Origin of the sequence: Variovorax sp. WDL1 (genome assembly GCF_001541225.1) — a bacterium.
Classification (GTDB): domain Bacteria; phylum Pseudomonadota; class Gammaproteobacteria; order Burkholderiales; family Burkholderiaceae_C; genus Variovorax.
This window is the reverse complement of sequence record NZ_LMTS01000026.1, coordinates 233,679-253,276: the sequence shown is the minus strand read 5'-3', so window position 1 is coordinate 253,276 and position 19,598 is coordinate 233,679. Positions and strand designations below refer to the sequence as shown.

At 63.9% G+C, this 19,598-nt stretch carries 7 protein-coding genes; 4 read left to right on the top strand and 3 right to left on the bottom strand.

Annotated elements, in window-relative coordinates:
- Window positions 1-181 precede the first annotated feature (181 nt).
- Window positions 182-10,024, bottom strand: coding sequence for a choice-of-anchor D domain-containing protein (locus APY03_RS04880; RefSeq protein ID WP_068674472.1), 9,843 nt, complete (start codon window positions 10,022-10,024; stop codon window positions 182-184).
- 302 nt (window positions 10,025-10,326) lie between these two features.
- Here APY03_RS04880 and APY03_RS04875 point away from each other — a divergent pair, with 302 nt between their 5' ends.
- From APY03_RS04875 to APY03_RS04855, 4 genes are all read left to right on the top strand, one after another.
- On the top strand, window positions 10,327-10,623 hold the full coding sequence (locus APY03_RS04875) for a hypothetical protein (protein ID WP_068674470.1): 297 nt from the start codon (window positions 10,327-10,329) through the stop codon (window positions 10,621-10,623).
- A gap of 350 nt (window positions 10,624-10,973) precedes the next feature.
- Complete coding sequence (locus tag APY03_RS04870; RefSeq protein WP_068674468.1) at window positions 10,974-11,408, top strand: hypothetical protein; 435 nt, start codon at window positions 10,974-10,976, stop codon at window positions 11,406-11,408.
- 139 nt (window positions 11,409-11,547) lie between these two features.
- Window positions 11,548-12,207, top strand: coding sequence for a hypothetical protein (locus APY03_RS04865; RefSeq protein ID WP_068674466.1), 660 nt, complete (start codon window positions 11,548-11,550; stop codon window positions 12,205-12,207).
- A 797-nt stretch (window positions 12,208-13,004) separates the two neighbouring features.
- Window positions 13,005-14,216 carry a hypothetical protein gene (locus APY03_RS04855; protein WP_068674462.1) on the top strand — a complete coding sequence of 404 codons (1,212 nt, stop codon included), beginning with the start codon at window positions 13,005-13,007 and terminating at the stop codon, window positions 14,214-14,216.
- A 1,121-nt stretch (window positions 14,217-15,337) separates the two neighbouring features.
- Here APY03_RS04855 and APY03_RS04845 read toward each other — a convergent pair.
- Window positions 15,338-16,387, bottom strand: a complete 1,050-nt coding sequence (locus tag APY03_RS04845; protein WP_068674458.1) for an acyltransferase family protein — start codon at window positions 16,385-16,387, stop codon at window positions 15,338-15,340.
- A 318-nt stretch (window positions 16,388-16,705) separates the two neighbouring features.
- On the bottom strand, window positions 16,706-19,027 hold the full coding sequence (locus APY03_RS04840) for an FG-GAP repeat protein (protein WP_146039512.1): 2,322 nt from the start codon (window positions 19,025-19,027) through the stop codon (window positions 16,706-16,708).
- Window positions 19,028-19,598: the final 571 nt, after the last annotated feature.

Genomic DNA, 19,598 nt, shown 5'->3' with positions numbered 1-19,598 from the left:
GGGTATTGCAGCGCGACGACGATGCAATCATGATGCACCCCTCCAATGAAGGGCGTCGGCGAGTATGCAGCGGCTGGGCAGGCCGTGTCCTAACCCGAAAGTTCCAGGCGCGCCCTAACCAGGATGCAAAAGAACAGAGCCCGGGTTCTCCCGGGCTCTGTGATGTGGCCGCTTGTCGGCTTCAGCTGAACTTGAACTGGAGCCTGGTGCCGTACTGCGTGTAAGGCGTGGGAGCGACCGGGCCGTAGGTGCCCGTGGTCAACGCCTTGCGGGTAGCCGTCACCTTCACGACGCAACTGGCGCCGGGAGCGACATTGCTGCACGCCGACATGTCATAGGTGAAGTTCGCCGGGACAAAGTTGTTGTAGCCCGTCACGTTGTTGATTCCGGTCCAGTTTGCATTCTGCGTCCCGTCGTTGCGCACGGTCGCATTGAGTGTCTTCGACGTGCCCACGGCCAGTGCACCGAAGTCCACCAAGCCATTAGCCGGTGAGACGACGTTTGGTTTGTTACCAAGGATGGTTGCGGTCAGTGGCTTCACGCCCTTGATTGTCCCGCCATCGGGAATCGTCGCCGTGTATGCAACGCTGTAAGTTCCTACCCCGATACTAGAGCCAGCGCTCAGGTAGAACGAGAGTGCGCAAGTTTGACCAGGCGGAACGTTCACGCAGTTGTTGCTATCTCCAAAGAATGGGCTGGTAACGCTATTTCCGAATACCACACTAGGGATGGTCGCTGTTCCCGTGTTCAAGAACTCAACGCTGTCAGGGTACCCCCCGCTGTTGTACGGCACAGCAAAGGCCGGATGGTGCACGACAGACAACTCACGATAGACCCCTGTGCCGGAGACCGTGAAGCTCGTCTGCCCCCCCGGGCCGTCGTGGAATACGGTGACGAGGGCTGTGCTGATACCCATCGTCGTTGGCGTGAAGGCAATTCGGACTGCGAAGTCAGTTGCACCAGAAGGTGCAGTAGCCGCGTCGAAGCCAGGCAGGTCCCGTGTCACTGATTCCAGGTAAGGACTTGCGTAGTTCGTTATCGAGCTCGCCGTTGTCGAATCCCGAGAGCCTCGACCTGTCGCGGCAATCTTGAACGGGGTACCCGACTGGACCTGAACACCGGTGAACCGGACCGCACCCGCCGTCCCCATGTTGCGCACGAAGAAATACTTGAACGAGGAGCTGCCGACGAGTGCATCGCCGAGGGGAGTGGGCGGCACATACCCCGGGCCCTCGGACACTGCGAAGCTCACGTCATACGCCGTGCGCGCAGTGAGGTCGAGCGGCAGGGGGGAGACGTTGTCGCCGTTGTGCTCGACCAGTAGCTGCGCATTGAAGTCGCCAATCTTGTTCGGAGCGAACTCAATCCGGACGTACGAGCCGGCCGGGAGATTGACGGCGACGTCGCGAGTTCCCGCCGGTGGAACGGCCCCTGTATATGAGGCAATCGAAAAGGCCGAAGCATCGGGTCCGACGATGCGGAATCTCGTAATTTGGAGGCTGCCCGCTTGCGTAGGGTTCACCACATAGAAGACCTTACCCTTTGATGCGTTGACGCCGTTCGGGTTGTACGTGACGAGGCCGAAGTCGGGCGAGACGACAGGGTCGACGGCAGATGAGCTGTCCGACCAGGCCGCGGTCGCCTGCACGCCCGTGCCCTCTAGCTGAAACGTCGTGCTGCCGCCAGGTCCGTCATGGAACACCGTCACCGTCGCTGTGACCCTGCCGCGCTGGGTCGGGGTGAACTTGAAGTTGAGGGCCAGGTCGGTGGACGTGGCCGGCGCCGTCGCGACATCCGCCCCCTGCATGCTGAAGCTTGCCGAAGTGGCCCCTGCCGGGAACGTGGTGGTCGGTCCATACTGCGTCTCCGCGCCGCGGCGTGCGAAATTGGCCGAAACCGCCGTGAATGCGGGGTCGCCCGTCAACTGGATGCCGGTATACGTGACGCTTCCGCGCGTGCCGACATTGCGCACAAAGGCCGTGCCGGTGGCGGTTGCGCCCACGGCAACGATGCCCTTGTCGACATTCGCGGCTTGCAGGACGACATCACGCACGCCCTGGCCCTGCAGGTCGAGTGCCAGCGGAGACGTGTTCATTCCGTCGTGGTCCACCAACACTTGTGCAGTGTGGCTCCCCGACTTGGTCGGCGTGAACTGGATGCGGAACGACAGGTTCGTGTACGCGCCCTCGACCATGTTGGCCGGAGACACGTCCTGTGTCGACACCGAGCTGGCGCCGCTGTACGCAACAATCTTGAAGCTCGCCGCGTCAGGGCCGGCCAGGCGGATTCGGTTCACCCGCAGCGTGCCGACCCCCGTGGTGTTGACGACGAAGAACGTCTTCGCCACTGCCTCGGCAGAAGCGCCTGCTTCTCCGTTGAACGTGGCGGAGCCCAGGTTGCCGTTGGGCACCGCTGCGGGCGAGCCGGCGGTCTCAGAAAGGGCTGCCGCTGCGCGCACGCCTTCCCCGCTGATTTCGAAGGACGTTTTGCCGCCAGGGCCATCGTGGAAGACGGTCACGGTGGCCGTGTGCGTCCCGGTGGTGGTCGGCTTGAACTTCAGCAGGGTGTACATGTCCGTCCATCCGCTCGAAACGGACGGGTCCGTTAGCGTTCGCGTGTACGCGGCGTAGCGCGTACCTGTGGGATAGGGTGTCGCGCCGTTCTTGTTCGTCACGCTGGCTGCGCCGGCTTCGGAGAAGGAGAACGCCGGAGAGCCTACGACCTGAATTCCAGTCACGGTGAGGCTACCCACCGTGCCACGGTTGCGAACGTAGGCCGTCAGCGAGGCCTCGGCTCCCAAACCGACGCTCGGGAACGAAGGAATCGCGACCTCACCTGCGCCGCCGGAGGCCACCACACGCACGTCGCGCGCACCGGTTCCCTTAAGAGCCAGGATGGTCGGAGAGCCGTTGTCGGCATTGTGCGAAATCAACAGCTGCGCGTCGTGCTGGCCCAGCCGGGTCGGCTGGAATTGCACCGTAACACCGAGCGGTGACGTGGCGTTCGTTTGCGCCATTTCCAGTGGCGCGATGGACTGCGCCGGCAGGTGGTCGCCCGTGGCTTTCGGCGAAATGGACGTGATTTGGAACGCTCCCGCATCTGCGCCCACGAGTTGGAGGTCGCTCACCTTGAGCAGCTTGCCTTGCGACTCCGTGGTCAGCAGATAGAAGGTCTTGACTGCTGACGCGGCAGCTTCGGACGCTTCGTTGTACGACAGCGTCCCGAAGTCCCCAGAAGGCGCAACCACGGGCAGGGCACTCGAGCTGGAGAGCTCGGCCTTGTTGAAGTACTGCGCTTCACCGTACAGCGGCAGTTGCACTTGGCGCGCGCCGTTGTACCGAATAGTCAACTGTGCGTTGTGAACGCCCTTGGCCAGCGGTGCGTAGGACAACACGACTGCGAGGTGGGGATAGGCGCCGTTGCCGACGTCAACGACCGCGCCCGTAGCGCTCAGCTTATCGGGTGCAATCGTAGCGCCGCTGACCTTGTTCGAGCCACTGCTGGCAGATGCGATGACATTCGTGATGCGGAAGTGAGCAGCGTCGGCGCCGGTGACGGTGATAACGGGCTCGTTGATGCGCGTAGCGGCTGCCTGGACCAGGTTCAGCAGGTAGATGTTGCGTGCGACCGTGGGGTTGCCCTGGCCGGCTTCGCTAAGCGCGGCCACGACGCCGAAGTTTCCGCTGACCAGGCCGAGCCCACCCGCGGAGTTCGACAAGGCGAAGTCGGGTTCCTCGACCGTTGCGAACAAGGAAAGCGGCGCCGTGGAGCCGCCCTGCGGCACGGAGGTCGCGGCGACCAAGGTCCCGGAAGCGGCACCCAGGGTCGAACCGGTGGCGATGACCTCGACGGTGCAGCTGGCCTTTGCCGCCAAGGAGGCGGGGAATGCCTGCGGGCAGGTGCCCTCTGTCCCGAGTGAGAAGACAGAAGCCGTCGGGGAGCTGACGATGATGCTCGAGAGCATGACCGGCGCCGTGCCGGCGTTGGTGAGGGTCACCGTGCTGGAGGCCGAGGAGCCCTGCGCCACGGCACCGAAATCGCCGCCGGCCGAACCCCAGGCCAGGTCGGCCGCCGGAGCGAGGTACTGGATGGCGGCCGGCAGGCTGGCGGTGCCGGCGACGTTCGTCAAGCTCAGGGCAACGCTGCCTTCTGCGACGGTTGTGCGCGCCGGCACGGTCACGGTAGCCTGCGTGAGGCTGCGCACAACGATGGTCGCAAGCTGACCTTCAACCGCTGCGGTCATGCCGGCAACAAAGTTGGTCCCCGAGACCTGGGTCGTCCACCCGCCCGCGAGGGACCCGGACGCGGGGGACACGTCAGCGATGGTCGGTGCAGCCACGTACTGGACGGCACCGGCGCGCGACGCCGTGGTCACGCCGTTGTTCACAAGGCGCATGTCCGCGAGGCCCGCGGCGTGCGCCGGCGCGGTGACGGTCAGTTGCGTGGCGCTGACGAGGTTCACCGGTGCGGCCTCGACGCCGCCGATGAAGACCTGCGTCGTGTCGGAGAAGCCCGTACCTTGCACGACGACGGTCGCGCCGCCGGCCGCGGGGACCATGCTCGGGCTGACGGCAACAATGCTCGGCGACGAGGCGGTCGCGGTCAGTGGGACGGTCAGCTGGCCGGCGGTCGTCATGATGACCAGTGACGAGCTCAGAGCGCCATTGCCCTGGCCGGTAGCGCGCACGAGGATGTCGCAGGACGAGCCGGCGTCGATGGCTTCGCCGCATGCGTTTTCTGTTGCGAAGCCGGCTTGACTCGTGAGCGAGACCGAGCTGACCCGCATCGGGAGGGTCCCGGTGTTGTTCACGGTCACCAGGCGGTCTTGGGGGGCCGTGGAATAGACGACCCCGAAGTCCACCGCGGTCGGCGTAGCCTGGGCGGTCGTGGTGACGCCCGTCCCAGTGAAGGCGACGTCGATGGCGCCTGCGGAGTTGGAGGTCGTCAGGCGAAGCGTGCCGGTGCGCGGGCCGGCGCCGGCCGGCGTGAAGGCGACGGCAACTTGGCACTGTTCCCCGGCCGCCAGGATGCCCGGGCAACCAGAAGTCGCGCCGTAGCTCGAGGTTCCGGCAGTCACCTGCGCGGAGTACACGGCAACGCTCTGGAGGCCGTCGTTGGTGAGGGTCACCACCTGGGGTGCCGACGTGAAGCCGACGGGCTGGTCCGCAAAGGACACGTTCGTCGGAGTCACGGAGATGTGCGCCGGCGGGCCTTCGCCAGCCAGGGACACGACGCGGGACTCGCCAGCGAGCGGAACGATGCGCAGCGCAGCTTCATGCCGGCCGGCCATCGTCGGCGAGAAGCCGACAGTCACGGTGCAGGACTGGCCCGCGCCCAGGGAATCAGGGCAGGACGGCGTGGAGGTGAATGCATGGGCGCTGTCGCCCTCAACCGTGATGCCGGTAATAGGCAGTGCCGCGGTACCGACGTTTTGCACCTGGACCGGCAGTTGGGCAGAGGCTCCGATGGCCAGTGCGCCGAAGCTCAAGGTCGCCGGGTTGACCGCGAGCACGCCGATGCGGCCCACGCCATTCAATGCCACGCGGGCGGTCTGGGTCGTCGGGTCATTGGTCGAAACGAGCAGCCATTCCGAGTGCGTCCCGCCGGTGACCGGGGAATGCTGCACGAACACGCTGCAGGTGCCCTCTGGCGCCACGGAGGTGCCGCAGGTCGTGCGCTTGGTGAACTCACCACCGATGCCGATGCCGGAAATTTGAAGTGCTGCCGTGCCGGTGTTGCGCACGACGACTTCCTGCTCGGCGGAGGCCGTGCCCACGTCGTCGGAGCCGAAGTCGAGTGCGGTGGTCGAGAGCGCGAGTTTCGGAGCGGTCACTTGCGTCTGGACGCTGGCCAACGCAACCTTCACGGTTTGCTGTGTCTCGGTCACGAGCGTGAGCTCGGCCTGCTCCTCGGCACCGCTGCCGACATATTGAACGGTCAGGTCACAGTACTGGCCGCTCGCGATGAGCGCGCCGCAGCCCGTGGTCACGGAGAAGCTGGCGCTGCCGCTGACGACGCGTTGGCTGAGGGCCACGGCGTCGGGCCCCTGGTTCGCAACCCGGACCTGCTTGCTCGAGGGCGTGCCCAGGGCAACGTTCTCGTAGGTCAGCGCGAGTGGCGTCACGGTGACCGTGGCGGCCGGTGCCTTGGCGACGCCCTGCACGTGCAGAGGCACGGGGGCTAGCGACACACCGGACGTCTTGAAGCGGATGTCGAGCTGGGCGGCATGGTCGCGCTCCTCGCGGGGCGTGCCGCTGACCACGATGTCGCAGCTGGTGCCCGGCACCAGGCGTACCACGCAGTCGAGGCCGCGCGAGAAGGCGGCGAGGTCCGAGCCGTTTAGGTTGATGCTGTCGACCACCACGTCCACGTCGCCGTTGTTGCTCAGCCGCAGCTTTTGAGAAACCGTTTTGTTGACGACGACTCGCCCGAAATCGACAGCGGGCTGGCTCAGGTACACCGAGGTGGAAGGTGCCGTCGTGGACGTGCCGTAGCCGCTCAGGGCGACCGCAATGGATGTGCCAGCGCTCGTCTGGACCAGGAGGCGGGCTTGCGTGGCGGATGCCGCGTCCGGCTGGTAGGCAACCAGGGTGGAGCAGGATTGACCTGGCTCGAGGCCCAGGCCGCAATCGTTGTTGGCCGCAAACTGGTCAGCACCTGTGCCCTGCAGACTGATGCCTGTGACCTTGGCGACGGCGCTGCCGCGATTGGTCATCGTGACGACCTTCGCCGGCGAGAGCTCGCCCACGCGCACGCCACCGAAGGCGAGGGTGGTCGGCGTGACCTCGATGTAGCCGGAGCTGCCCACGCCGGACAGCGGAACGAGGAACTGGGGCAGTTTGGCGTCGTTCGATTCGATGACCAGCGCAGAGCTGTGGAGGCCAGCGCCCGTCGGCGCAAAGATGACAGCGACCTGGCACGATTGCTGGGAGGCCAATGCGGAGCCGCAGTTGCTGCTCTGGTTGAACGCAGCGGTGTCAAGGACATCCAGGCCGCGGATATCAAGCGTGCCGGTGCCGACGTTCGAGACGTTCACGTAGACCACGGAGGAAACCTTGCCGACGGCGGTCGACGCGAAGGTCACCTGGCCGGGGGACACCCGGATGGATGCGGTGCCTTCCTCGCCATCTCCGCCACCGGGGGTCGTTGCGGACAGGTTCACGACGGCAGTCGGATTGGACAGGTCGTTGGAGCTGAGGGCCAGCGACGCGCTGCGTTGGCCGGCCGCCACGGGCGAGTAGGCAACGGTCAATTGGCAAGACCCGTGCGGCGCCACCGGGGTAGTCGTGCAGTTCTCAGTCACGTTGAACTCTGCGGTTCCCGTGAGCTTGAACGTCCGGATGACCAGGCTCGCATCGCCCTGGTTGGTCACCGTCAGCGTCTTGCTGGCGGTCTGGCCGAGTGCGACGTTGCCGAAAGAAAGGGATGCGTCACTGAGCCGCATCGCCGGCGCTGCTGCCGTCCCCGCCAGCGGGACGGTCAGGCGCTGGCCGCCCGTGGATTGCACGGTCAGCATGCCCGCTTCGGCGCCGCCGGCGGCGGAGTTGTAGCGCACCGTCACGCCGCAGGAGGCGGCGGGGGCAAGGCTGCTCGAGCAGGCCGAGTTCACCAGGCTAAAGGCTTCGCCGGTCACCGTAGCGCTGGCCACGCCGACTGCAGTCGTACCGACGTTGTCGATGCGCACCACCCGGTCGAGCGGGGTGCCAATGCTCCCCACCCCGAAGTCCAGGGCGTCCGGCGTCGCAGCGAGGAGCGTGGGGGTGGCCGTGGTGCCCTGGGCGGCCACATGGACGCTCAAGGCCTGGCCGTTACCGAGCGACGCCGTCACCTCAGCCGAGTACGTCTGGGCGGCGGCCACGTCAGCCCGCACCCGGACCTCGCAGGAGGCCGTTGCACCCAGGCTGGCGCCACAGGTGCTGGTGGTCGTGAAATTCGCGACGTCCGCGCCCGTCACGCTCAGGCCGGCGATGGCGACCGCGGTGGCGCCAGTATTGGTCAGCGTGAACTTGCGGTTGACCGCCTGGGGGATGCCCACCGAGCCGAAGTCGAGCGACTCGGGGAACACGCGGACACTGCCAGCAATAGCGGCACCCGCCCCGGTCAGGAGAACGGATTTTTCGGTGCCGTCGGAGGTCTGGACGTCCAGGGAGCCGGCCCAGCTGCGACCACTCGCGTTGGGGGTGAACTGGACCGCGATGGAGCACGAGGCACCGGCATCCATGGCGCTGCCACAGTCGTTGGCCAAACTGAAGACCTGGTTGCCGGGAGCGCGAACGCCCACGCTCGAGACCCGGATGCTGCCGGGGCCCGGGTTCGTCACGGTGACTGTTTTCGCGGCAGAGGCCACGTCCTTGGCCACTTCGCCGAATTCAAGGGATGCCGGTGAGACGCTCACCTCGCCGACGAGGCCTTGTCCCTTCAGCGTCACTAGGGCCAAGGGTTGGCGGGGGTCGTTATTCTCGATAGCCAGCGAGGCGAGAGCCTGGTTTCCGTCCAGCGGTGTGAAGCTCACTGCGACTTGGCACGACTGGTTCGGCTGCAGCGGGGTGCCGCAGTTGTTGCTGCTCGAGAAGCGCTCGGGGTCGGTCACGCCGATGCCCTTGACTTCCAGGGGAAGGCGGCCGGTATTGGTGACGTCGACAGTCTTGGTCGCGGCGGTCAGTCCGACGCCGACGCTGCCGAAGTCCACGGTTGCAGGTGCAACCTGGATGCGCGGCGAAATGACATAGCCGGTGAGCGGGATTTGCAGGTTCTGGCCTTCGCCCGTCGTGACGGTGAGGGAACCGCCCGCGTAGTCGAGCGCGGCGGCCGAGAACTGGACTTCGAGGTCACAGGTTCCCTGGGGCGCCAACTCGTCGGTGCAGCCGCTCAGCACCACGAAGCTGCTCGCGGGCGAGGCAGACGTTTGCATCACGTTGGCCGCAACGGTGCCCGTGTTCGTGAGTCGCACCGTCCTCTTGACCGCGGCGTTGAGCGTCGTCTCGCCGAAGTCCACGGTCGTGGGGGCTGCGACCAGCTTGGAGTTCAGTGCAACCGAGCGCGCGACCAGGCCGACGGCGGCAGGGCTTGCGGGGTCATCCGACGCCAGCTCGAGGCTGGCGCTGTAGGACTTGTGCCCCGTCGGGTTCAGGCTGACGTCGATGGCACATGTCGCACGCTCGGCGAGCGCCTCCGGGCATTGGTTCTGGAGGGTGAAGGAGCCCGCGTCGGCGCCCTTGAGCGCGGCCGCCGAGAGCTGCAGCGCCTTGGTTCCCGCGTTGACGAGGGTGACGGTCCGCGTCACCGTGCCCGCATCCGGTTCCAGGGTCCCGAAGTCCACGGTCGAGGAGGTCACCAGCTTCGGTGTCGGCGTTGTGGGAATGGTCTCGGTGCCGCCGATACCCAGGAGCCAGACGTCGCGCACCTTCTCTCCGCTCTTCACGCGCAGCGCGCCCATGCGTTGACCCAGCGCCGTCGGGGTGAACGAGACGGTCACGATGCAGGTGTTGCCTGGCGCGAGCGAACCACCGCAGTTGTCGCTCAGCTTGAAGTCACCGCCGCCTGCCTCGAGCAAGTAGGGCTGGCTCAGGCTAACCGGCGCCGTGCCCGTGTTCTTGATGGCGAGCTGCTTGCTGGTGCTGGTGGTCCCGACTTTCCAGGTGCCGAAGTTCCAGCCGCTGTCGGAGATTTCCACGTCCGACAGCAGCGGCACGGAATTGCCCAGGAGTTGCGCTTCAGCCTTGGCGCCTGCGCCATGGACCGTCAAGGTGCCGGTATGGAGGCCTGCCGTCTGCGGGAGGTACGAGACCAGCATCGTGCAATCGCCACCGGCAGGCAACATCGAGCAGCCCTGCGTGTCGATGGCAAAAGGAGCCTCCGCGCGTACGGCCATACCTGCCACGGGCACGTCGCTGTGGTTCACGACCCTGACAGGGCGCGTGCTGCTTTGCGTGCGCGCGACATCCCCGAAGTCCGTGGCCGCGGGCTGAATCTCCAAGTCCGCCGCGCTCTGACCGACCTTGAGGTCGATGGGAATGCGGTACATGTGTTCTGAAGCAGCGGCCAGGACGGGTTGCAGGGCAATTGTTGCGCTCAGCAAGGCTGAAACGGCACGTTTGAAGTAGGGTCGCATGGGTCGGAACTCGTCAAGGGTGCGGGCGAAAATTGCCCGTATTTAGGCGTATTCGAAGGTGTAGCGAATCACCTTTTAGCTCGCCAGCGCCTAAAACCCAAGGTCTTTGGGGCGTGGATATAGGGCGGCTCCCGCTCTAGCCTCATGGGGAAACGCGGCTCGGGCTCGCGCGTGGCTACACAACGCAGGCCATCAACTCCACGCAAGCCTGCAACATGTACCAACTAAACCAAATCAAGCACGAAACTGCCAACTTCTGGGTTCTCGACGTCGGCCGGAAAGGCTTCGAGGTGTACCAGACAGGCCTGACGCACTCGACCCGCGTCGCGAGCATCGGCCGCGCGACCGAGCAATGCCCCAACCTGGGGCTGCCGCGCGCCATTCGGGAGTGCGAGAGGCGCGAACGCGAACTCCCGCCGGCCATCGACCAGGCGGAACCTTCCCGGCCCCCGGGTCAAGTCCGGGACGCTGCCGCACGCGGTGCCGTAGGAGCGGCCATGGCTGCCCAGTAGCAATCCACCATTCAAATGCGCCACCTTCATCGGTGGCGCATTTCTGCTTGGGCCCAACAGGGTCGGGTCATGCGTGCACAGGCACCGCGGGACACCCCCATTTTCTGGCTATAAGTCAGCTCCGTTTTCCCGCTAAGCGATTTAAATTGCAAGCCCCGACCGCTGGCTGCTAAAATCGGTGGACACGCCGGACCTATAAGGCGAACACTTGGCACCAGGGTGCCCGTTTTAAGACGGCGCACCCCGACCGGCCCCGCCCCATCTCGTCGACCGAGCGACCCCGGCGTCTTGGCCGACTCGGATGGCGCGCCTCCAGGCCTGAGACCTGACCCAGAAGAAAAGGAGTTCTTGTGAGCACCGACACCATTGCCCTCCGGAGCGTGAAGGACCTCGCCGCCGCGGCCGATGCGCGCACTTCGAGCATCGCGCGCAACCTGCTCGCGCTGGCCGACTCGTATGCGGACATTCGCCACGTCAGGGGCGCGCCCGAATACAACGCCCATGCCGCGCACGCCCGCAACCTCCTCATTGCTGCCATTGCACAGGCTCTCTCCAGCCAGCAGGAAGCCCTCACGTCCGCTGCGCTTGACCTGCGTGCGATTGCAGCGACCGCGGGTGTGGACTACGCCCAGAAGGCGGCCACGAGTGCCGAGCGAGCGCTCGTCGCCCCAGTGGTAATCCAGGTGGCGCAGCCTGCAGGCCCGCGAGCCAAGCAACGGGTCGAGACGGATGTGTCCAGTACTGACGGCGCTCTGCTCGATGAGGGTCTTGCTATGGCGGCCTGACCCATGCCCGCTGGAGGCTGAACGTTAGGGCCGACGATGCCATGGCGCTGCATGGAGCAGTGGGACCGTGCTCGATTGCCCGCCGGCACGATGTCTTGTGGGGTAACCTTCAACGTCTAATCGACCACTCGAGGCGTCCATGTTCATCGAGCATCCCAGCCAAGTTCTGAATGCGCTATTCCGCGATAAGCCTTACCAAGGGGCAAATCCAAAAAGCGCAAAATTCCTGTTCATTGGCCTCGACGCGAACTATCACGCAGAAGTAGAAGACGAGCCAATCTTCAAGAAGCTGCGGGAGTACCACGAAGACGGAGTCGCCTTCTGGCGCAGTCACCAACGGCATCATCCGTTTTTACTAGAGCAGTACCCATACCGAGGAGACGGCCGCTTCTATCACAGCAGCTTCGCCCGCATCGGCTTTACGCCGGAGCATGCGAGCCAAGTCGCATTCATAGAGTTACTGCACATTCCTACGGTCGGGCGAAGTCGCCTCGTGCGAGCAGACTTAGACGACGCCCATCTATCCAAGCTCAGCGACTATGTCCTGGATGGCGACGCAGAGCACGTCTTCGTGTCGAAAAAGGTGGCTCGCCTGATGCATGCCACGAAGCGCTTCCGATGGCTGGAAAAGCGACCGCTGGGCCAATTTGGACCGCTCGACATCCTATATCGTCAAGAAACGAAGACTGTCTACAGCCATACGCACTTCTCCGCATATGGCAAATATGAGGCACAGAAGGTCGATGAGGCGGACGCAATCCGGTCACTTCTTCGCGAATCCTCCAGCAAGTGCGTGTAGATGTTTTTGCGGGCAAGTCGCGGTAAATAGCAGATTTCTCAGGTCCGTAGGCCTTTTCGCCGGTGGCAGGCGTGTGCGTAGAAGGCTTGCTAAGCCCGTCAGCTCTGCTCGAGGCGCTGCGCCGCGTGCGCAAGGGAATCGATGTCGCCACCCGGCGGCTGTGAAGTTCACCATGCCGCTTGGCGGAGACCGGGACTTATTTCACGGAATAATGAGGGTGCGGGCGCGCAACCAGTCCATTCGGACCGTGCGCGACAAAGGCACGTTGGCCAGAATCCGGCCATGGACCGAACAATCACCTCGCATCTGGTCGCCACAAGGTCTTTCGTGGACGCATTCCTCAACGACATGTCGCAGCGTGGCCGCGCGCGAGGCGCCCTCGTGCCTGAGCCATCTGGGGACGCTGACGACATTTCGTTGGTGCCAATGAACCCTATGGAGGTGATGCGAGTCGCGAGCGACTGGCGACGCCTGGCCGGTGTGGACCAACGTGCTGAGCGGGTCGCACAGGCCCTTGAAGTCGTAGCGACCGCACGTCGAAGCTCGGCGCAGGTGCGAACAAGCCGGGTGGCCCGGCTTTTCGCCGGCTGCAGGGGAAGCTAGGTGAAGGCTTCCCGCGCCGGCCGCACATGCTGCCATTCGGGGCGGGGACCCGCGCGATGCCAGGTGAGACGCGTAACGGCGCACTGCATGCGGGCCGGCTACACTCGCCTTGCCGCGGCCGGGACGAGTGGTTCGTTCCGGCAAATCGGCTCTGAACGTCCATTGAGGTGTTCGAGAAAAACAAGAGGAGTGCCATGAGCGAGGAATCTAAAACTAAGAAGCCCTTCTTCAAGCGCCTATGGTTCTGGGCCTTGGTCGCAGTCGTCGTCGTCGGGGCCTCCATGGGAGAACGCAAGAACGACTCCAAGGTCGCCAGCACATCGTCGACAACCTCCAGCGAAAAAGCTAAGGACCCGAAGAAATCCGTCGTAACGCTCCCGCCCGCGGAGGAAGACCTCATTCGGGTCATCAGCGGAGCTCAGCGTGAGTCGAAGGACGCCGAGAACGACATGCAGCGAGGCGGCACCAAGGCAAATCGCGACAAGCTGATTTGTCAACAGATGCGTTCGCTTGCTGTAAGCAACTGGGTCGGCAAGGTCGAGAAGATTGACTCCAACAGTGACGGAAAGGGAGTTCTCGAGCTGTCTATTGCCCCCGGCATCACTGTGAAGACGTGGAACAACGCCATCTCGGACGTGCTCCACGGCACACTCATCGAGCCAGGCACGCCGGTTTTCCAAACAGCCTCCCAGATGAAGAGGGGTCAGTATGCGGTGTTCTCCGGCTCGTTCTTTCGCGGCACCGAGGCGGACTGCCTTGCTGAGCAGAGCGTGACCCTGCGCGGGAAGCTGGAGGCGCCCGAACTTGTCTTCAAATTCTCAAGCGTAGCGCCGTACATCGCTGCTCAGAGCGCTGCGGCGGCTCAAGGCCCGGTGCCCGCGTCCAATCCGGCCGTCACGACAGCAGTGCCGCAGGCGGCGGCCGCTGCCACTGTAGACCCCGCCGCTGGCACCAAGGTCGTGGGGCAAATCGAGGCAGACGGGCCGAAGACGCTCGGCACCGTCGCCGGGGAGCTCAAGGTCACTGAGTTGCCTTCTGGGGAGCGAGCTGTCACGTTGGGCGGTGCGCCTCTGTTTACCGGCGAGGACGCCCAATGGCAAAGCATCGTCCGGCGGTTCGCGCTTTCTGGGGGCCGGGATGCCGTACTCCTTGCGAGCAGCGGTGGCCGCGGCAATAGCTGTGAAACGCTCTACTTCTTCGTCATCTTGGAGAAGAACAACCAAGCGAAGTGGACGCCTGAGTTTGGAACCTGCTCTCCCGGCGGTACTTTTTCCCAGGACGGCGACCGAATCTCGCTCAGCCTGCCTGCGGTTGGAAAGATGGAAGTGAGCATCTTCGACGGCAAGCAGGTGATTGAAGACGGGAAGCCAGTCGTGCTGGTGGCTGGCAACGACCCTTCGAAGTGAACGGAAGTGGCGGAACGGCGCCAGGCTGACCCGCTACGCATTGCGTCCGGCGGGCGCCGACTGTATCGAGCCAGAGCACCGAGACGCGGGCGCCTAGGTCCCCTGTGAGACCATTGGCGCCGATTGCCCCGACTCGGTTCAGCTCTTGCACTCAATGAACATTGAGTTCGGTCCCCGCACGAACGTGGCGCCGGCGCCCATCGGGGTCACGATTCCATTCGGCCCGTCCTGCCGGTCTACGAGGCTGTAGCCCTGTGGGCAGAGCTTGGCGGCTTCCTCGTAGCAAGCATGAAGAACTGCGCTGCCGCACTTGACCGTGTATGCAGTTCGCCCGTTCGGACCCGGTATGGGTTTCGAGCTGATAGCGCAGCCGTGAAGTACCAAGGCCGTCGCAACAATCGCACTCGCCTTCAAAAAGCGCATAGGTGACTTCTCCTCGTTCCCGATTGGCGAGTGTACAGAACTGCTTTCCTATTCCCGAGTGCGCCGGGGTTCGGGCTGCAGGGGCTTGAGCGCAGCCTTCTGCGCCGCCCGGAGGTCCCGGACCAAACCGCAGGGGAAAAAAGGCATGGAAGGGTTGCCGATATGCTTGCCACCGGCTGACCCTTGGCGCCCAGCACAGCAGGACAAACGGCCCCCAATAATCGTGACAAACGGCTTAAGGATGACAGTAAGGGGCAACGTAGACTTCTGCCATGGGAAGCAGTCACACGGCAACACGATGTTTGAGGCTCTAAAGTTGTTCCTTGCAGGGGCGATTTTATTCGGGCTATTACCGAAATCCTGCACAGCCGACTGCACCGTGTGTGGCCGCTTTGAAGCAGTGGACGGCTGCTCTACTCTGTCTGTGTATAAAGATGGAACCGCAGCGCTGGTGGCCCAGTGCATCGGTCCGGCCAGGGCACCTCGAACCGAGGTCTACAAGTACACCCTAGAGCAGGGTTACGACAGCGACCATTTTGAGTTGTTCACCACGGGGCCCCTTCAAGCGGGGTCAAGCGCTCCGTTTCGCATTTCGATGAAGCGAGCGGGCTCCGACGACTGGGAACCAGTTGGCTACCATCAAAGAATGGATTCGCGCTACCGGCGCCGTTAGGTTTTGCGCCAAAGCCACTCCGCGACTATGAATTCCCCTGGGGCTGTGTCGCAGTCGAATCGTTGCCGGTGGACCGCTGATGCCGTTGCTGCGAATACCTGTCCAAGCCCCAAGATAGGAGGAACGAGCCGACGATGGCTGCTGCCAGGTACAGGATAGGGGAGTCAAACCCGCTTTGCTTCAGGAAATAGAACGCTGGGATGTGGATGATGTAGAGCGGGTAGGAGATATCGCCAAGCAACCGAAGTGCCGCTGAGCCGCTCGATTGCGCGCCTACGGATTTTGCAATTCGCTTAAAGGTCCAGAGCACGGCAAGCAAGGTGAATGCCTGCAGTGCGAAGCTGTCGATGCCGACGTGCAGGAACTGGTCGACCTGGTCTCGCTTCCAACTCGAGGCGAACTGGATGGATATGGCGAGGAGAATGTGCAGCGCAAACATCCACCCTACCTCATTCAGTATGGGCTGGTAGCGCTGCGGCTCTCGCGCAAGCCTGAATCCCGCCAGCCAGATGAAGGACAGGAATACGAGGTTGAGGCCATACCCCACGCCCGAATAGTAGTTCCAGTGAAACAGCGTCCGACCGCAGGTGTGCGCGAGGAACGCGACGAACGACACGCGCGCCAGCAGCTGCAGGGTCGAAGGCTTCAGGCTGAAGAGTAGCGGCGTGAGCAGGTAAAGCCAGAACTCCAGCGCCAGGCTCCAAGCAGGGCCGACGAACGAGTCGCTGGTCACAATCTGATTCAGGAAGAGCACGTTCGCCACGAGCAACCAGGCCGACGGCATGGTGCCGTGCTCCATCGCGAAGACGACGCAAGTCAGGGCGAGCGCGGCGATGTAAATTGGATAGATTCTTAGAGTGCGCCGCCGGAGGAACGCTTTCGGCTCTTTCTGGTACGAGGTGCCTATCGAAAACCCACTAATCAGCAGGAAGCCCAGCACCGCTTCAAAGGCGCCGAATTTTGGAACCAACGCCCAAATCCCGACCGGGACAAAGTCGGGCAGATGGTTTACTGCAACGATGAAGGCCAGGACAAAGCGCAGGCCCGCAAGCACGCTCCATTTATCGATTTGCATTTGACAGGCGCGATGTTGTTTTGAAGACGTTCCTCAGTCCGAGGCCAGTCCCTGGTAGCTCTATTGCTCATACCCGGAAGTCGTTTTGAACGCACTCCGCCGTTTCTCTACGGTCGGCACGCTCCCGCTGGCTTAAGCGCTCGAATCGGCTGTTCGCCTCGAGCGCGATGTCGCATGCCATCGGCCCAGGAATCGGGCCAGGCCTTAGGCCTTTTCTGCACGACCCACCTGCCCTTGGCCGGGAGGCGGGCGTTGGCGCAGGGAATGAAGCAGGCGAGGATGACGTTCTGCACTTTGCTTCGGCCGAAGCGGGAGGCGTCAATACAGGTAGACCGCACCCGAGTAGGCCGTCGCGGGTCCGGTCGGAACGCCATTGATGCCAGAGGTCACGTTCGTCTCACTGGGGGCACCTACAGCCAAGGTTCCGCCCTCGCGTGAAAGGGAAACGGCCCAGCCGAAGCCGCTCACCGAACCGCTCAGGGCAGTTGGCCTGGCCTTGACGAAATCCTCGAGCTTCCATAAACCCGTTCGGTGGTGGAAGGTTTGCACCGCACCCGTGGTGCCACCGACCATATCCAGTGGCCCTGAGCCATTGATGCCAGTTGCGGTAGAGCGGTCGAAGACAATGCCCACCGCCATGAGCAGTCCATCGTATGAAAGCGAGATGCTTTGCCCCATGCCCTGGTTTGCGTACGTGACCGCAGGCTTGAGGGTCGTCTCGAGTGCATAGGCGCCCCCGGGCGCGCGCCGGTAGGTGTGGACCGCACCGGAATTGAGCGCTGGCGGCGCCGTACCGTCAAAGCCAGTCGTGCTGTTCCAGCCTGAACTTTCGTTCGTGGCGCCGACGGCAAGGACACTGCCGTCACCTGAGAGCGCAACCGTGATGCCAAAGACCGTCGGCAGGGCGGGAGTGGGCGACTTCAGGAAGGACGTACGCGTCCAGCTCGAGCCGTTGGCAGCATAGACGTGAACCGCACCAGATATCACGCCCGCATTGCTCGTCTCGTCGCCATCCGCGATGCTGGGGTGCGCATACTCACCGATGGCCAGCGTACTCCCGTCGGGCGAAAGCGCCAAACCATGGCCGAAATGCGCGAAGAAATGGGGATGCGACGCAACGAGCCGCGTTTGCTGTGACCAGGCGCCGGCAGATTGCTCGAATACGTAGACCGCCCCTTCCCGTGTGGCCACGCCAAGCGATTCATCCGGAGCTGCGACCGCCAGACGCGTCCCGTCAGCTGACAAGGAAACGGCGCTCCCGAAGGAAGAGTACCCAGCGACCGAGCGCTTGAGATAGGCCTGTTGCGACCAGGTCGCGCCACTGCGCTTGAAGACATAGGCAGCCCCGGTGCCGGGGAGCGAGTCGTTGTTCGGGTCCGCACCTGTTCCGGTTCCCGAACTCGCCTCGGCTTCAGCGCCCACGGCCAACGTCGAGCCATCCTCGGAGAGCGCTACCGACGCGCCGAAGTAGTCGTTTGGGTCATTGTTGTCCGCCAGCACCCGGGCCTCGAACTTCCACTGGCTCGAACCGACGCGGGAGTAGATGTCGACCTTGCCCGTGTTGGTCACCCAGAACTTCGAACCGACCGCTAGCGTGCTGCCGTCACCTGAAACCGCAACCGAAAGACCGAAGTTCGTGTTGCCCGCGGGTACCGGCGCTCTGAAGTGTCCGATGGCCAGGCTGGGCACCGGCGTCACCGAGTCCGAAAAGGGGCTGCAGCCACTCGCATTGCACGCTTGAACCGCGAACTCAGTGGGTACCTGCTCGAGCAGGGGCAGATTGAGTAGGCTGAACGTTGTTGACAGGAGGTTGTCCGCCATCAGCGTGAGCGAGCTCGGCGTGACGGTGCTCTGGCCGAGCTTGTAGTACGTGGCGCCAGATACCGGCGTCCAGGCAAGGATGTAGCTCTTCACGCCATAGCTGACGGTCGGGGTCGCTGGCTTGTTCGGCGCCGGCGGCGGCGGGACGTTCGCACAGCTGATGGCTACGTCGCCGACCGTGCCCTGGACCGTCCCCGAGCCGAGTGCGACGGTGCAGGCCTGCCCGGTAGGCAGGGTGCGGACCGTCACCGCGTACGCGCTTCCGTAAGCCAAGGCGGTCGGAAATTGGAAGGTACCGTTTGAGCTGAGGTTCAGCTCGTCGCCCCCGTTGTTGCGAAGCACGAGGGTGCCGCTCAGCCCGCTGAGGCTTCCGCCCACGTTGAACGTCGAGACGGCGCAAACCACCCGGATAGCCGTGACTGCGGCGGTTACCGAGCCTTCGCCAGCGCTCACGGAGCACAGGTGCCCCTGGGGTTGCGCCGCCACGGTGACGGCATAAGGGTTGCCTGCTGTGATGGTCTTGGGGAACTGGAAACTGCCGTTGGCGGTGATGCTGATGGCGTCGCCGCCGTTGTTGTGCAGAACAAGCGTTCCGCTCAGGCCCGACACTTCTCCACCAACGCGGAACTCCTTTTCAGGAGTCGGAGCGGGTTCTGCCGGCGCCGCAGGCGATGGCGTCTCCGCTACAGGAAACATAAAGCCTCCGCCTCCGCCTCCACCGCCGCCGCCGCAGGCACTGAGAGCAAGCGCTGCTGCGGCTGCAAGCCAGGCGCGTTTGTAGTTGAGCCATTGGAATGGCGTTGTGGTCCCCAGCGTCACTGTAGCCCTTTGTTGTTAATTTAGGCTACGCAATGTAACCGAAATGTACTGCTGTCAGGTGCCAGGGCGCGCCGGTGTCTGCAGAAAAGTTCGCGAACAGCGCCGAATATCGATGCTTTTGCAACCGTGGCCCCCGCGGAGGCTCCCTCCCTGCAAGTCCTTTAAGCTTTAGCGAGCCGTGGGCGTCTTATAGGAGCGTCCCTCCGCTCCCTACCGAGTGGATTCTTCATGCCTGGCCTTTCCTTTGCACGACCCTGCATCAGCTTCCGACGACAAGGATGGCTGACGCGCCTGAGGGCACGTGCGGCAGACGCCGCCGCCTTCTGCCTGCGTGAATGCAACGCTTGATGCGAGCATCAACACGGCGACCAGCGAAAAGACAACCCTGCGAGTGATGTCTGCGAGCAAATAGAGGGTGGCGTTGCGAAGGAAGCCTCGGGGCGGACGTTGGATATGAAATGAAGACATGGGCAGCCTCGGCGAGGAGGGCGTATCAAGTTCAGGGCGAGACAGAGCACAGGGGACGTAACTGTCCGGATACAGCGTCTAGCCTTCCCGCTTAGCCTTTGGC

What these genes read in the sequence shown, in the direction of transcription:
- APY03_RS04865 (WP_068674466.1), top strand. Translation starts at nt 11,548, where the DNA reads ATGTTCATCGAGCATCCCAGCCAAGTTCTGAATGCGCTATTCCGCGAT.
- APY03_RS04875 (WP_068674470.1), top strand. Translation starts at nt 10,327, where the DNA reads ATGTACCAACTAAACCAAATCAAGCACGAAACTGCCAACTTCTGGGTT.
- APY03_RS04845 (WP_068674458.1), bottom strand. Translation starts at nt 16,387, where the DNA reads ATGCAAATCGATAAATGGAGCGTGCTTGCGGGCCTGCGCTTTGTCCTG.
- APY03_RS04880 (WP_068674472.1), bottom strand. Translation starts at nt 10,024, where the DNA reads ATGTACCGCATTCCCATCGACCTCAAGGTCGGTCAGAGCGCGGCGGAC.
- APY03_RS04855 (WP_068674462.1), top strand. Translation starts at nt 13,005, where the DNA reads ATGAGCGAGGAATCTAAAACTAAGAAGCCCTTCTTCAAGCGCCTATGG.